Source organism: Amycolatopsis sp. TNS106 (genome assembly GCF_019330265.1).
GTDB lineage: Bacteria > Actinomycetota > Actinomycetes > Mycobacteriales > Pseudonocardiaceae > Amycolatopsis > Amycolatopsis lurida.
Genome location: NZ_CP024972.1, coordinates 394,135 through 407,375, shown reverse-complemented (window position 1 = coordinate 407,375; position 13,241 = coordinate 394,135). Strand labels below are relative to the sequence as shown.

The 13,241-nt window shown below is 69.2% G+C and carries 15 protein-coding genes; 6 read left to right on the top strand and 9 right to left on the bottom strand.

Annotation, left to right across the window (positions count from 1 at the left end):
* Window positions 1-63: 63 nt before the first annotated feature.
* Window positions 64-633: a helix-turn-helix domain-containing protein gene (locus CVV72_RS02010; protein WP_219150767.1), complete on the top strand. Its 570-nt coding sequence runs from the start codon at window positions 64-66 to the stop codon at window positions 631-633.
* Here CVV72_RS02010 and CVV72_RS02005 read toward each other — a convergent pair.
* A complete protein-coding gene (locus CVV72_RS02005; protein ID WP_034323874.1) occupies window positions 630-1,232 on the bottom strand; it encodes a response regulator transcription factor in 603 nt (200 codons plus the stop codon). The genes CVV72_RS02010 and CVV72_RS02005 overlap by 4 nt on opposite strands.
* The gene (locus tag CVV72_RS02000; RefSeq protein WP_219153769.1) at window positions 1,229-2,332 is read right to left on the bottom strand and encodes a sensor histidine kinase; all 1,104 of its coding nucleotides are present in this window, start codon (window positions 2,330-2,332) and stop codon (window positions 1,229-1,231) included. The genes CVV72_RS02005 and CVV72_RS02000 overlap by 4 nt, the downstream gene beginning before the upstream one ends.
* A 118-nt stretch (window positions 2,333-2,450) precedes the next feature.
* Here CVV72_RS02000 and CVV72_RS01995 point away from each other — a divergent pair, with 118 nt between their 5' ends.
* From CVV72_RS01995 to CVV72_RS01985, 3 genes are read left to right on the top strand one after another with little or no spacing between them, the layout of a single operon-like run.
* Window positions 2,451-3,332 carry an ABC transporter ATP-binding protein gene (locus CVV72_RS01995; RefSeq protein ID WP_219150766.1) on the top strand — a complete coding sequence of 294 codons (882 nt, stop codon included), beginning with the start codon at window positions 2,451-2,453 and terminating at the stop codon, window positions 3,330-3,332.
* Window positions 3,333-3,349: 17 nt separating this feature from the next.
* Window positions 3,350-4,069 carry an ABC transporter permease gene (locus CVV72_RS01990; protein WP_219150765.1) on the top strand — a complete coding sequence of 240 codons (720 nt, stop codon included), beginning with the start codon at window positions 3,350-3,352 and terminating at the stop codon, window positions 4,067-4,069.
* 11 nt (window positions 4,070-4,080) lie between these two features.
* Entirely contained in the window at window positions 4,081-5,511 is a 1,431-nt protein-coding gene (locus tag CVV72_RS01985) for an alpha/beta hydrolase (protein WP_219150764.1), read from the top strand.
* 4 nt (window positions 5,512-5,515) lie between these two features.
* Here the strand turns inward: CVV72_RS01985 and CVV72_RS01980 are convergent, their stop codons facing one another.
* Entirely contained in the window at window positions 5,516-6,982 is a 1,467-nt protein-coding gene (locus CVV72_RS01980; protein WP_255632463.1) for an alpha/beta hydrolase, read from the bottom strand.
* Window positions 6,983-7,022: 40 nt separating this feature from the next.
* A complete protein-coding gene (locus tag CVV72_RS01975; protein WP_255632462.1) occupies window positions 7,023-7,778 on the bottom strand; it encodes an SDR family oxidoreductase in 756 nt (251 codons plus the stop codon).
* A 145-nt stretch (window positions 7,779-7,923) separates the two neighbouring features.
* Between CVV72_RS01975 and CVV72_RS01970 the strand changes: the two genes are divergently transcribed.
* Window positions 7,924-8,328 carry a helix-turn-helix domain-containing protein gene (locus CVV72_RS01970; protein ID WP_219150763.1) on the top strand — a complete coding sequence of 135 codons (405 nt, stop codon included), beginning with the start codon at window positions 7,924-7,926 and terminating at the stop codon, window positions 8,326-8,328.
* An 80-nt stretch (window positions 8,329-8,408) separates the two neighbouring features.
* On the opposite strand, the gene CVV72_RS01965 is transcribed toward CVV72_RS01970, so the two are convergent.
* From CVV72_RS01965 to CVV72_RS01950, 4 genes are read right to left on the bottom strand one after another with little or no spacing between them, the layout of a single operon-like run.
* Window positions 8,409-9,197: an ABC transporter permease gene (locus CVV72_RS01965; RefSeq protein ID WP_219150762.1), complete on the bottom strand. Its 789-nt coding sequence runs from the start codon at window positions 9,195-9,197 to the stop codon at window positions 8,409-8,411.
* A complete protein-coding gene (locus CVV72_RS01960) occupies window positions 9,194-10,144 on the bottom strand; it encodes an ATP-binding cassette domain-containing protein (RefSeq protein WP_219150761.1) in 951 nt (316 codons plus the stop codon). The genes CVV72_RS01965 and CVV72_RS01960 overlap by 4 nt, the downstream gene beginning before the upstream one ends.
* Window positions 10,145-10,155: 11 nt before the next feature.
* Entirely contained in the window at window positions 10,156-11,001 is an 846-nt protein-coding gene (locus CVV72_RS01955; protein WP_219150760.1) for a DUF4097 family beta strand repeat-containing protein, read from the bottom strand.
* 51 nt (window positions 11,002-11,052) lie between these two features.
* Window positions 11,053-11,571, bottom strand: a complete 519-nt coding sequence (locus tag CVV72_RS01950; protein ID WP_219150759.1) for a toxin-antitoxin system HicB family antitoxin — start codon at window positions 11,569-11,571, stop codon at window positions 11,053-11,055.
* Window positions 11,572-11,969: 398 nt separating this feature from the next.
* Between CVV72_RS01950 and CVV72_RS01945 the strand changes: the two genes are divergently transcribed.
* Window positions 11,970-12,539, top strand: coding sequence for a LuxR C-terminal-related transcriptional regulator (locus tag CVV72_RS01945; protein WP_219153767.1), 570 nt, complete (start codon window positions 11,970-11,972; stop codon window positions 12,537-12,539).
* A 6-nt stretch (window positions 12,540-12,545) separates the two neighbouring features.
* Here the strand turns inward: CVV72_RS01945 and CVV72_RS01940 are convergent, their stop codons facing one another.
* A complete protein-coding gene (locus tag CVV72_RS01940) occupies window positions 12,546-13,211 on the bottom strand; it encodes a LuxR C-terminal-related transcriptional regulator (protein WP_255632461.1) in 666 nt (221 codons plus the stop codon).
* Between the last annotated feature and the right edge of the window lie 30 nt (window positions 13,212-13,241).

Below are 13,241 nucleotides of genomic sequence, written 5' to 3'. Positions count from 1 at the left end.
ACACCTTCGTCCCGGAGCAGCCGAATTGGCACGAAAACTTGCCGACCTGGCAAGATCGGCGACATGGACGAGACGGACGAGGTACTGGACGCGGTCGGTCCCCGGCTGCGGGCGCTGCGCAAACACCGGGGACTGACCCTGGCCGAGCTGTCGACGACGACCGGGATCTCGGAAAGCACCTTGTCCCGGCTGGAAAGCGGCGGGCGGCGGCCCACGCTGGAGCTACTGCTGCCGCTGGCCCGCGTGCACGGCGTGCCGCTCGACGACCTCGTCGGCGCTCCCCGGACCGGCGATCCGCGGATCCACCTCCAGCCGATCCACCGGCACGGCATGACGTTCCTGCCGCTCACCCGGCGGGCCGGCGGGGTGCAGGCGTTCAAGATGCTCATCCCCAGCCGTGCCGAACCGGCGGAACCCACGCCGCAGACCCACGGCGGCTACGAATGGGTGTACGTCCTCAATGGACGGTTGCGGCTGGTGGTCGGCGACCGTGACATGGTCCTGCCGCCCGGCGAGGCCGCCGAGTTCGATACCGCGTTGCCGCATTGGCTCGGCTCCGCCGACGGACAGGCGGTCGAAACCCTCGTCCTTTTCGGACCGCAGGGCGAGCGCGCGCACGTCCGGGCGCGTTAAAGCCAATCGTGCTCGCGGGCGTACCTGGCGGCTTCGTGCCGGGTCTGCGTCTGGGTCTTCTGCATCGCGTTCGAGAGATAGTTCCGCACCGTGCCCTGCGCGAGGTGGAGCTGCGCGGCGATCTCGGCGACGGAGTAGCCCTCACCGGTCACCCGCAGCACTTCCAGCTCCCGCTCGGTGAGGGGGCAGTCGTCGACGACGGCGAGCGCGGAGACGTCCGGGTCGATCCAGCGTTTGCCCTGGTGCAGGGCGCCGATGACGAACGTGATGTGTGACGGCTCGGCGGCCTTGCTCACGAAGCCCTGGACGCCGAGTTTGAGGGCCTTGCGGAGCACCCCGGGCTTCGCGTGCCGGGTCAGCATGAGGATGACCTGGTTCGGCCGGGTGCGGCGGATCTCCGCGACCGCGCCCAGCCCGTCCACCCCGGGCATTTCGAGGTCGATGACCAGAACGTCGGGCTCGTGCCGCAAGGTGGCCTCGACGGCCTCTTCGCCGTTCTCCGCCTCGGCGAGGACGGTGATCTCGCCTTCGAGCGGGAGCAACGCCGCCATCGCCTTGCGCAACAGGGCTTCGTCGTCGGCGAGCACGACCGTGGTCATCGTCCCTCCCGGACGGGGAAGGACGCGGCCGTCACGAACTGCCCATCTTCTTGTTGCACCGTCAGTTCACCACCGTCCGCGACGACACGTTGTTCGAGCGCGGCCAGCCCGCGGAGTTCGGGCAGCGGCGCTCGCTGGGCACCGTCGTTGACGATACTGATGCTCCATTCCGACAGCGTGATCCGCACGCGGGTCGCCTGCGCGTGACGCAGGATATTGGTCGTGGTCTCGCGCAGCACCTGGCCGAGCAGCCGTCCCGCCTCCGGATCGACGTCCGCCTCCCGGTTGACGCGCACACGGATCCCCGCTGCCTCGAAAAGGTTCCTCGCGTTCTCCAGTTCGGCGGAAAGGTTGAGGCGACGCTGGGCGTAGGCGAGTTCCTTCGTCTGGGTGATCGTGTCGGCCACGAGCGCGTGGATCTCCCCCAGTTCCTGTTTCGCCCGCTCCGCGTCGATGTCCACCAGCTTCCTGGCGAGCGCGGTCTTGAGCTTCACCACGTGCAGCGTGTGGCCCTGGATGTCGTGCAGATCGCTCGCGAACCGGACGCGTTCCCGGATCACGGCCAATTCCGCCTCCCGCTCACGCGACTCTTCGAGCTCCTTGACGACGTCGTAGAACCGCTTGTTGGGAAACATGAGGCCGAGCACGACGGCCGTGATCGCCGCCGGGACGAACACGAAGTCGACCAGCTCACCGGAGACGTCCTCGTGCGAGACCAGCGGCCTCAGCGCCCCCACCGCCGCGATGTACGCGACCAGCGCGACGGCCGCCGCGATCCGGTGCCGGGGCAACTGGGGGACGACCAGGGAACCCACGAGGAAGACGCCGAAGAACGACGAACTCCCGCCTGCCACCAGCACCGAGAACGGCCACACTGCCGCCGTGACGACCAGGCACGGGATCGCCACCCGCAGGACCTCGCCCGCGGCCCACCGTACGAAGGCGACCATGGCCGCCAGCACGCCCGCGCTCAGGACGACCGCGTGCCACCAGGTCCGCGCGTCGGACGCGACCACGATCACCCCGCCGACGACGAGCAGCGGGAAGAACATGGTGAGGTTGAGCCGGCGCAGCTTTCCCTTCGCCGGCTCGGTGTCCACAGCAGACATGAGCCCAGTATCGGCCCTGCGCGAAGACGGGCACCAGTGACACTGCGTCATACCCGTTCGTGACGTGATCTCACTGGCCGGGTCGCGGCGGAGCGGCTGGAATAAGGCCATGACTTCGACAGCAATCGACGTTGACCGCCTGAACCTGAAGTACGGCGACTTCCACGCCGTGAAGGATCTGTCCTTCCAGGTCCGGCAGGGCGAGTTCTACGCCCTGCTCGGCACGAACGGCGCCGGGAAGACCTCGACCCTGGAAACCCTGGAAGGACACCGGAAACCGACGTCGGGCACGGTGCGAGTGCTGGGGAAGAGCCCGCGGGACCGCGCCGCCGTCCGCCCCGAGATGGGCATCATGCTGCAGGAGAGCGGTTTCTCACCGGATCTGACGGTGAAGGAATCGATCCGCCTCATCGGGAGCCTGACGCGGCGCACGGACCGGCTCGAACGGGTGCTCGGCATCGTGGACCTGACCCGCAAGGCCGACACGAAGGTGTCGCAGCTTTCCGGTGGTGAGAAGCGGCGGCTCGACTTCGCGACGGCGGTGTACGGCTCGCCGCGGCTGGTGTTCCTCGACGAGCCGACGACCGGTCTGGACATCCAGTCCAGGGACGCGCTGTGGGACGCGGTCGACAAACTCCGCGAGGACGGTTCGACCATCGTGCTCACCACGCATTACCTGGAGGAGGCCCAGCAGCGCGCCGACCGCATCGGCCTGATGCACCGCGGCACCTTCCACCGGGAGGGCACGGTCTCCGAACTCACGCGGACGCTGCCCGCCGTGATCCGGTTCGCCCTGCCGCCTTCGGCCCCGGCGCTGCCGCTGCAGGGCAGGACCGAACACGACGGGAAGTTCGTCATCGAGACCTTCGGCCTGCAGAAGGACCTGCATGTCCTCCTGGGGTGGGCACAGGACAACGCCATCGAACTACGGGATCTCGAAGCGGGCCCGACCCGGCTCGACGACGTGTTCCGCGCCATCGACAACGACTGACCACAAAGGACTCTCTCATGCTTTCGATAGCCCGCAGCGAACTGATCCAGATCTTCCGGAACCGCTCGGTCCTGATCACCAGCTTCGTGATGCCGCTGGCCATTTCCGCGTTCTTCGTCTACCAGCACGAGGTCTTCGCCAAGATCGGCAGCCTCGGCTACATCGCGGCGATCGTGATGTTCACCGTCTGCGCGTTCGGCCTCTACACCAGCGCGGTGACCACACTGGCCTCGCGACGGCAGAACCTCTTCCTCAAACGGCTGCGCTCCACGGCGGCGGGTGACGCGTCGATCCTGGTCGGCCTGGTGCTGCCGGTCACCGTCATCTCGCTCGTCCAGGTGGCGGTGATCATGATCGTGCTGGGCTCGATCACCGGGACGCCCGCCGACGTCGCCCTGCTGGTGGTGGCGGTGCTCGCCAGCGTCGCCATGATGATCGGCCTCGGCCTGGCCACCGCGGGCCTGACCAACTCCCCCGAACACGCCCAGGTCACCACCCTGCCGGTCAGTCTCGGCGTGATCGCCGTCGCCAGCTGGGTCGGCATCTCCGGAACCGACGAGCTGACCTTGGTCAAACGGCTTCTGCCCGGAGGCTCGGCGACCGAACTCGCCGTCAACGCCTGGAACGGCGGCGTGGCCATCGCCGATTCACTGCTCCTGCTCGCCCCGACGCTGGCGTGGGTCGTCGTCGCCGTCGTCCTGGCGACGCGGCTCTTCCGCTGGGAGCCGCGCCGATGACCGTCCTAAGTATGCGCAAGGCCCTTCTTCCCGTTCTCGCCATAGTGCTGGTGACGGCGGCGACCCCGGCGACAGCGTCGGCGGCGCCGCCACCGGAATGGGGACCGTGCCCGGAAGAGGCCGCGAACCTCGGACTGGAGTGCGGCACCATCCGGGTACCACTGGACTACCGCGACCCCGATGGGAAGACCATCGAGATCGCGATCTCCCGGCTGGCGAGCAGTGAACCGGAGAAGCGCCGCGGAGTGCTGCTGACGAACACCGGCGGTCCCGGCGGCGAAGGGCTGGCCTTTCCGGCCATCCTCAAGAGGCTGAACATCCCGCAGGAAGTGCTGGACAGCTACGACGTCATCGGGATGGACCCGCGCGGCGTCCACAACAGCACGCCGGTGACGTGCGGGCTGTCCCCCGCGGAGCATCCGACCAATATCCCGAGGTACGCCCGGAATTCGGCCGACGTCACGAGCGAGGCGCAGCGGGTCGCCGCCGTCGCCGCGAAATGCGGCTCTTCGGCCACCGCCCCGCTCCTGCCGTACATGACGACCGCCAACACCGCCCGCGACATGGACCGGGTGCGCGAGGCGCTCGGCGAGCGGAAGGTGAACTACTTCGGCATCTCGTACGGCACGTACCTCGGCTCGGTGTACACGTCGTTGTTCCCCGAGCGCAGCGACCGGTTCCTGATCGACAGCGCGACCGGCCCAGGCGGCTGGGACGCCTCTTTCTCGCGCCTGTTCGGCCAGGGCGTCGAAGACCGCTTTCCGGACTTCGCGAAGTTCGCCGCTTCCAAGCCCGAATACGGCCTGGGCCGGACGCCGGCGCAGGTGACGGCGAAGTACTTCGAACTCGCCGCGCGCCTGGACCGGACCCCGAGTCCGGACGGCTACAACGGCCAAGTGTTCCGCCACGTCACGTTCGCCGATCTCTACTACGACAGCAAGCTGCCGCACCTGGCCGAGACCTGGCGCGCGCTCGACACCGGGAAGCCCGTCCCTACGCCTTTGTCCGGTGCGGGCTACCCGTCGGACAATTACATCGCGAGTCAGCTGCACGTAATCTGCAACGACTCCGACTGGCCGGAGGACGTCGGCACGTATCGACGCAACGTCGCCATCGACCGGTTCCGGCACCCACTGTTCGGCGCGGCGGCCGCGGACATCACCCCGTGCGCGTTCTGGCCGTCCGAACCGATCGAACCGCCCGTGAAGATCACCGGCCGCGGCCCGTCGAACGTCCTGATCGTGCAGAACCTCCGCGACCCCGCCACACCACTGGCGGGAGCACGGAAGCTGCGTCAAGCCTTCGGCGACCGCGCCAGGATGGTCACCGCCGACCAGGGTGGGCATCTGGCGTATCTGTTCAAGGACAACAGATGCGCGAACGACCTCGCGACGGAGTTCCTGGTCACCGGGGCACGGCCGCGGCACGATCTCGCCTGCTGATCCGTCACGAGCGGCACACCCGGTCCGCGGGGAGTTCGCCGCCGAGCAGGTAGTCCCGCACCGCCGCGTCGACGCACGCGTCACCCTTCAGGAACACCGAGTGGCGGTACGCGCCTTCCAGCGTCACCATGCGCGATCCGGCGAGCGCCCTGCGCATCGACAGTTGCCCGGGGTAGGGCGTCGCCGGGTCGCCGGTCGAGCCGAGGAGCAAGGCCGGTGAGCCGTTGTGGATCCGGGTGGCGGGTTCGGCGGGCGTCACGGGCCAGAACGCGCACGGCGTGATGTTGCGGGCCAGCGGGCCGAACAGCGGCTCGGCCTGCCGATGCGACTGGATGTCCCGGTAGTACTCCGCCGGCGCGCGGGAAGCCGCGCGATCCGCGCAGACGACCGGCGTCCCGGCCCGATCGGTCGCGGCGCCGGATCCGGTCGTCAAACCGTCGAGGAGTTCGTTCAACGACGGCGAAGGCTTCACGGGACGACCCGCCGCGGCGTCGCGGAGTGTCCGCACGGTCGCGGCGAACTCGGCCTGCGACGCGGGCCTGTCGTCGTAGAGGTGCGCGAAGAACAGATAAGGCGCCAGGTGACCGTCCACTGTGTACTTTCCGACCCGGAACGGCCGCCGCTCAGCCGCTCGCGCGATGTCCCGCACGGTCTGCTCGCCCAGCTCCCGGCCCGCGTCGGACTTCGCCCAGTTCTTCAGCGCGGCGTCGAGCGCCGGGGCGGTCGACCGGAGCAGGCCCGGCCCGAACACGCCGGGATCGACCGCGGAGTCGAGCACGAACCGGTCGGCCCGCGAACCGAACATCTGGAGATAGACCGCGCCCAGATAGGTCCCATAGGAAGCGCCGATGTACGAGATCTTCCGCTCGCCGAGCGCGGCACGCACGACGTCCATGTCCCGCGCGGTGTTACGGGTGGACGCGGCCAGCAGAAGCTCGTGGTCGTTGCCCGAGCAGCCGCGCGCCAGTTCTTTCGCGAAGGCCACGCTCTCACGGAACGACCTGGCGTCCGGCCCGGCCGACCGCGCGAACGTGTCGGTGTGCCAAGCGCACCGCAGCGGTGAACTACGCCCGACGAACCGGGGATCCATGCCGACGAGGTCGTACCTCGCGGCGATCTCCGGCATCGATGGCCCGGCCAGGACCAGCTCCATCGCGGGCCCACCGGGTCCGCCCGGATTGAGCAGCACCACGCCGCGGCGGCGCGCCGGGTCGGTGGCCTTGATCCGCGACAGCGCGATGGTGATCTCGCGGCCCTCCGGGCGCCGGTAGTCGACCGGCACGACGACCTCGCCGCATTGCGCGCCGGCCTTGTCCAGTTCCGCGCCGAGCCGGTCACCGGGGCCGGTCGTGCAACCGTGCCAGGTGATCGGCGCGGCGGACGTCGCCGGCGCCTGCGCCGCGGCGGGCGCCGCCGGGGTCAGCGCGGCGGCGATGACGAGGGCCGCCACGATGGCTGTTTTGGGGGGCAACCCGAACTCCTTGATGTCGAACGGAATGTGTGCGTTCAGGCTAGGAGCCGGCCCCGTGCGCGGACGTCCGTCCGAAGTCGGACGCGGCTAGCCCGCTGGTGGGCTTTTCGGCGCCGGAGACGAGGGCGCGGAACGCGTCGAGGTCGCCGATGACCTCTTCGGCGCGGTCTCGCCGCCGGTACAGGTCGTGGTAGCGGGCGCCGATCACGTCGGGGTCGGCCACCGGGTCGCCGGGGACGACACCGGACGCGATCGTCACCGTCGCCACGTGGATCCCCTCCGGGCGAAGTTCGGTGTGCAGGGCGTGTGCCCAGTTGCGCAGGCCGGCCATGGCGAGGCCCACGTTGGCCAGGAAGGGCGCGGGGATCGCCGAGGAGACGCCGGTGGTCAGCAGCAGCGTTCCGTCGCCCCGCGCACGCATGTCCGGCAATACCTGCCCGACGGCCGTCACCGCGCCCAGCACGTGCAGTTCGAATTGCTCGGTGGCGGACGCGACCGTGGTCTGTGCGGCGTGGGTGATCACGCCGGTCGGGCTCGGGCTGTACTCCAGCACATCGACCGGTCCCAGCGCCTGCCTGGCCGCGGCGAGGGCGTCGACCAGCGCTGCACGATCACGGATGTCGGCGGGAAACGCCTCGGCGGTCACCCCGAGTCCGGCCAGCTCGCCGGCCAGACCGTCGAGCGTGTCCTTGTTCCGGGCGATCAGCCCGACCTGGAACCCCTGGCGGCCGAAGCTCCGGGCCACGCCCATCCCCAGCCCCGGACCGGCCCCGACGACGATGAGGGTTTTCGCCATTCCTGATCCCTTCCCACCACCGCGGCCACGAAGAACCATTTCGACGGGCCGACGGTTACTCTTTGTTCGTAGCATCATGGTTTGGCACCGAGCCTTCGCCGGCAAGACGGCACATTCATGTCGGTGACGCACACGGAGGTAACCCATGGCCACTCGCAAGCCCACCGCACCGAGGGCGGGCTCCGGCAGTCCGGAACCGGACGACGACGCGTGCCGGCAGGTACTGCGCATCCTCGCCCTGATCGGCGACAAATGGACCATCCTGGTCATCGGCAGGCTCCGCGACCGGTCCTTGCGCTTCAGCGAACTGCACCGCGCGATCACCGGCATCTCCCAGCGCATGCTCACCTTGACACTGCGGCAGCTCGAACGCGACGGCCTGCTGACCCGCACCGTGCATCCCAGCGTTCCCCCGCGCGTCGACTACGCCCTCACGCCGCTCGGCACCACCTTGCTGGACTCCGCCGTGGCACTCGGCGAGTGGGCCGACGAACACCGGCACGAGATCGACGGCAACCGCCGCCGCTACGACACCGCCCACTCCTCTTGATCACGAGCCTGGCCTTGAAAGACCGGCGCCCCGGACCGGAACAGAACGTTCCCGCCCGGGGCGACCCCCAGTCCGACGTCTCAGCGGTCGCGTTCCTTGGCGAACAAGGACTTCGACCACACGTACCCGACCACCGAGAGCAGGACGCACCAGCCGATCGCGAGCCAGCCGCTGCTGCCGATCGGCGTGCCGAGCAGCAGTCCGCGAAGGGTTTCGATGACCGGTGTGAACGGCTGATAGTCGGCGAACCAGCGCAGCCACGCGGGCATCGAATCGGTGGGCACGAACCCGCTGCCGAGGAACGGCAGCAGCATGAAGATCATCGGCGTGTTGCTGGCCGTCTCCACGCTCTTGGCCGCCAGGCCCAGCGCCACCGAAAGCCAGGTGAGCGCGAGGGTCAGCAGCAACAGCAGGCCGGCGACCGCGAACCATTCGCCGACTCCCGCCGTCGGCGAGAAGCCGACGAGCAGGGTGACCCCGAAGACCACGGCGAGGGCGATCGTCGTCTGGATGAGCGCGCCGACGACGTGCCCGGTCAGTACCGACGCCTTGCTGATCGCCATCGTGCGGAACCGCGCGATGATGCCTTCGGTCATGTCCGTCGCCACGGAGATCGCGGTGCCGAGAGCGGCGCTGCACACGGTCACGAGCAGGATGGCCGGCGTGACATAGCCGACGTATTCGGCTCTGCCGCCTCCGCCACCGAGCCCGTTCCCGAGCGTGCCGCCGAAAACGTAGACGAACAGCAGCAGGAACACGATCGGCTGGCCGATCAGCATGATGGTGAGCGACGGATACCGTTGCATATGCCGGATGTTGCGGCGCAGCATGGTCGCCGAGTCGCGCATCGAAAGGGACAGGGTACTCATCGGGCCAGCTCCTTGGTGGCATCGGTCCGGTGACCGGTGAGGCTGAGGAACACGTCGTCGAGGTCCGGTGTGTGCACTGTGAGGCTGTCGACGGCGACGGCTTCGGCGTCGAGGCGGTCCAGCACGGCGCGCAGGGCGGTGACCGTGCCGTCGGTCGGCACGCGGAGCGCCAGGGCTTCTTCGTCCGAAGTGGACACTCGGAGCACGCGGGTGGCGTCACGAAGGGAGACCGCGTCGGGGAACTTCAGCTGCATATGCCCGCCGGGGACACGCCGCTTCAGCTCGTCGGGTGTGCCCAGCGCGACGATCCGGCCGCCGTCGAGGACGGCCACCCGGTCCGCGAGCTGATCGGCCTCCTCCAGATACTGCGTGGTGAGGAAGATCGTCACGCCACTGTCGACGAGGTCCCGGATGATCTGCCACATCGTGCGGCGGCTCCGCGGGTCGAGGCCGGTGGTCGGTTCGTCGAGGAAGATGACCTTCGGATCGCCGATCAACGTCATCGCCAGGTCGAGTTTCCGCCGCATGCCACCCGAGAAGGTGGACGGCGTCTTCTTCGCCGCGTCGGAGAGTTCGAACCGTTCCAGCAACTCGGCGGCGCGCTCGCGCCCCGCACGACGCGGCAGATGGTGCAGATCCGCCATGAGGAACAGGTTCTCCTCACCGGTGAGGAGGTTGTCGACGGCGGAGAACTGGCCGGTGAGGCCGATGGCGGCGCGGACACCGTCCGGATCGGTGCCCAGGTCGGCTCCGGCGATGGTCGCGGTACCGGCGTCCGGAGTGACCAAGGTGGACAGGATGTTGACCGTGGTGGTCTTGCCCGCGCCGTTGGGGCCGAGCAGCGAGAAAACGGTACCGGTCGGGACGTGCAGATCGATTCCGTCCAGGACGACCTTGTCGCCGTAGGACTTGCGCAGTCCGGTCGCGGAAATGGCCGGGTGTCTCATGGGTTTTCCCTTCAGGAGCGGTGGACGACGATGTCGCCGACGGAAGTGGCGGCGTGGACTTCGACCTTGTCGGCCGCGGCGCCGGGCGCGATGGCGGCGGTCATGTCGTTGAGGACGCGGCCGAATCGGGTGTTCACGTCGAGCCAGGCCGCGCTGCCCTCGCGGATGCCGACCTCGATGTCCCCCAACGAAGTCTCGAGGGTGAGCGTGCCCCTGGCGGCGTCGAGTACCCGGACCGAACCGTTGGCCGTCTTGGCTTCGACGCCGCTTTCGGCCTTGTCGACGGTGATGTCGCCGTTGGCCGAACGGACGCGGATCGCATCGGCGGCGGCCCCGATCGTGGTCACCCCGTTGGAGTTCTTGACCACCGCGGTGCCGTCGATCCGGCCGACGTGCACGCGGCCGGAGCTCGTGCTGATGTCCGCGTTGCCCTCGGCGTGCTCGACGACGATGTTCCCGGACGCGGAATGCAGTTTCAGCTCCCCGGTTCGGTCGAGATGGATGTGCCCGGTCCCGGATCGGTAGCGGCAGCCGCCGATCCGCCCGGTCACGGTCAGGTCGCCGAGCCCGGTGCTCCCCTGTACCCGGGAACCGGCGGGCAGTTCGATGGTCACGTCGATCGCCCTCGTCCGGTTGGAGAAGTCGAGCAGGCGCATCTTCGGCGCGCGGACGGTCAAGGTGCCGCCGGAGAACTCGACGACGGTCCGCTTCGCCGCGTCGACGTCGGAGTCGTTGTTCTCGTCGAGCGGGACCACTTCGACGATCGTGTCGGTGCGGTCGCCGGCGACGATCCGGACGTTGCCGACGACCGGCTCGAGGTCCGCGAGAATGGGTTCCGGAGTGGCGAAAGAAGGCATGGTTGTCCCCTCGAAGGTGGTGTGATCGATGTTCGTGCTGGTCTAAAGGATCTAGCTGACCCAGCCGGTGTAGCGCTGCACGCCGCGACGAGCGCCGCTCGGCGGGGCGGGCGGCGCGGCCCGCTCCGCCGGGTTCAACGCCGCGGACGCGGCACGCACGAGCCACGCGTTGACCGAACGGCCTTGCGCGGCCGCGGCTTCCTCGACGCGTGTCTTGAGCTGTTCCGGAAGCCGGAAGTTGATCCGGGCGGTCGCTCCTTCGTCTTCCGGCAGCGGTGCCGCCGGAGGCTCGGGCGCGACGGCCGCGACCGGCTCTGCCTGGTCGACTTCCGGCAGTGTGACGGCGAAGCTGGCTTCCCCGGCACGCAACCGGACCTCGACCGAACCCGGCGCGAGGTCGCGGGTGATCTCGTCCGACGCAGCGGACAGCGCGTCCAGCAGCGCGAGACGAATGGCCGACGCGAGCGGCGCGGTCAGGCGTTCGGCGAGCGCGCTCGCCTCGGCTCCCCCCGCTTCGGCGGCGACGGCGAGTTCCCGGCGAACGGTGTCCACAAAGGGCGTCAAATCCATGATGCCATCATGGCACCACCGTGGCGCCAGTGCAAGGCCAAGTTGGCACCACCTTGTGCCAAAGTGGCGTCAACGCAGGTCAGGGCCGGTTTTGCCTCTTCGGACAGTCTCGACTGGCGGGGAAAGCAGGACGCGGGCGCACGCGTTGCCGGGATCGTCGCCGGCGGGCCAGAATCGCCACGAGCCGCGGACAAGGAAGCGACCCGCCATCGGTGTGGGGGTCACCGAGGCGGGCCGCTACCCGGTTCCCACCGTACAAGAGCCCCACTCGCTCATGCGGGCAACGCTTTTTGTCCCTGCGGCTCTTGACAAATCGAATATCCACAGTGGACAGAAGAGGGCATATGCGACCGGTTCGGGTGAGCGTCTGCGCACTGGACCCCATCACGAAGGCCGGGATGGCCGACCTCCTGGCGGCACGCCCGTCCGTGCAGGTGGTCGAGGACCGGGCGCGGAACGAAACCGAGGTCGTCGTCGCCGCGTTCGACCGGCTCTCCGCCGACGCGAGCACCGCGCTGCGTGCGGTCACCGCCGAATTCGGCAGGCCGATCGTGCTGGTGACCGACCGGATCGAGGAGGGCGGCCTCGCGGTCGCGGTGGCGTGCCGGGTGGTCGCCATCCTGCCGAGGTCGGCGATGACCGACTCCCGCGTCGCCGACAGCGTCCGTGCCGCCGCGTCGGGCGCCGTGGGCCCGCCGCGGGATCTGCTCGGCAGGCTGGCCGAACACGCCGAGCGGCTGCGCCGGGAGATGCTCGCGCCGAACGGGCCCGCCGGGGCCGCGCTCTCCTCGCGGGAGATCGATGTCCTCCGCTTGATGGCCGACGGATTCGACACGCAGGAGATCGCCACCGAACTCGCCTATTCGGAGCGAACGGTGAAGAACGTCATCTACGCCGTCACCGACCGGCTGCGGCTGCGGAACCGATCGCACGCGGTGGCCTACGCGATCCGGGAGGGGGTCATCTGAAACTTCTCAGATGAGCCCTTCGCGGAGCGCGTACGCCACGACATGGGTGCGGTTGCGCAGATTGAACCGGCTGAGCAGGCCGTGCAGGATGTTCTTCACGGTCCGGTCGGAATAGGCCACCCGCCGGGCGATCTCACAGGTGTCGAATCCCTCCGCGAGCAGCCGGAGCACTTCGGTTTCACGCGGCGACAGCCCGCTGAGCGTAAGCTCGCGGGGCTCGAGAACTTCCTTGTGCAGCCGCGAAATCCCGCGGAGCAGGCTGCCGAGCTGCTCGGCGGGCAGATCACCCCGGCCGGCGTGGGCGTCGGCGACCGCGCGCAGCAGCCGTCCCGGCGTCGCCTCGGGGCGCGCGACGACGACGGCGAGCCCGCGTTCCACCGCGGCCCAGATCTCGGCCTGGTTGGGCTGATCGGCCACCAGGACCAGCCGGGCGGACCCGGCCGGGATGCGCCGCGGGTCGTCCTCAGCGACGGCGACGAGGACGTCGGCCTGCGCCGGGTCGTCGCGCAAGCTGATGCCGGGCCCGTCGCCGAGCGCGCTGTGCAGCCCGGCCCGCACGAGCGGATCGGAGGCGTGCACGGCCACCCGGATCTCTTCGGCCCGGACGATCGGGCGGACGGGCGTCGTCATGATCGTCGACATGCCTTCCAGGTAACCGGCCCCCGAGAACACGGGACAAGCGGAAGCGGGGGGCAGCTTTTC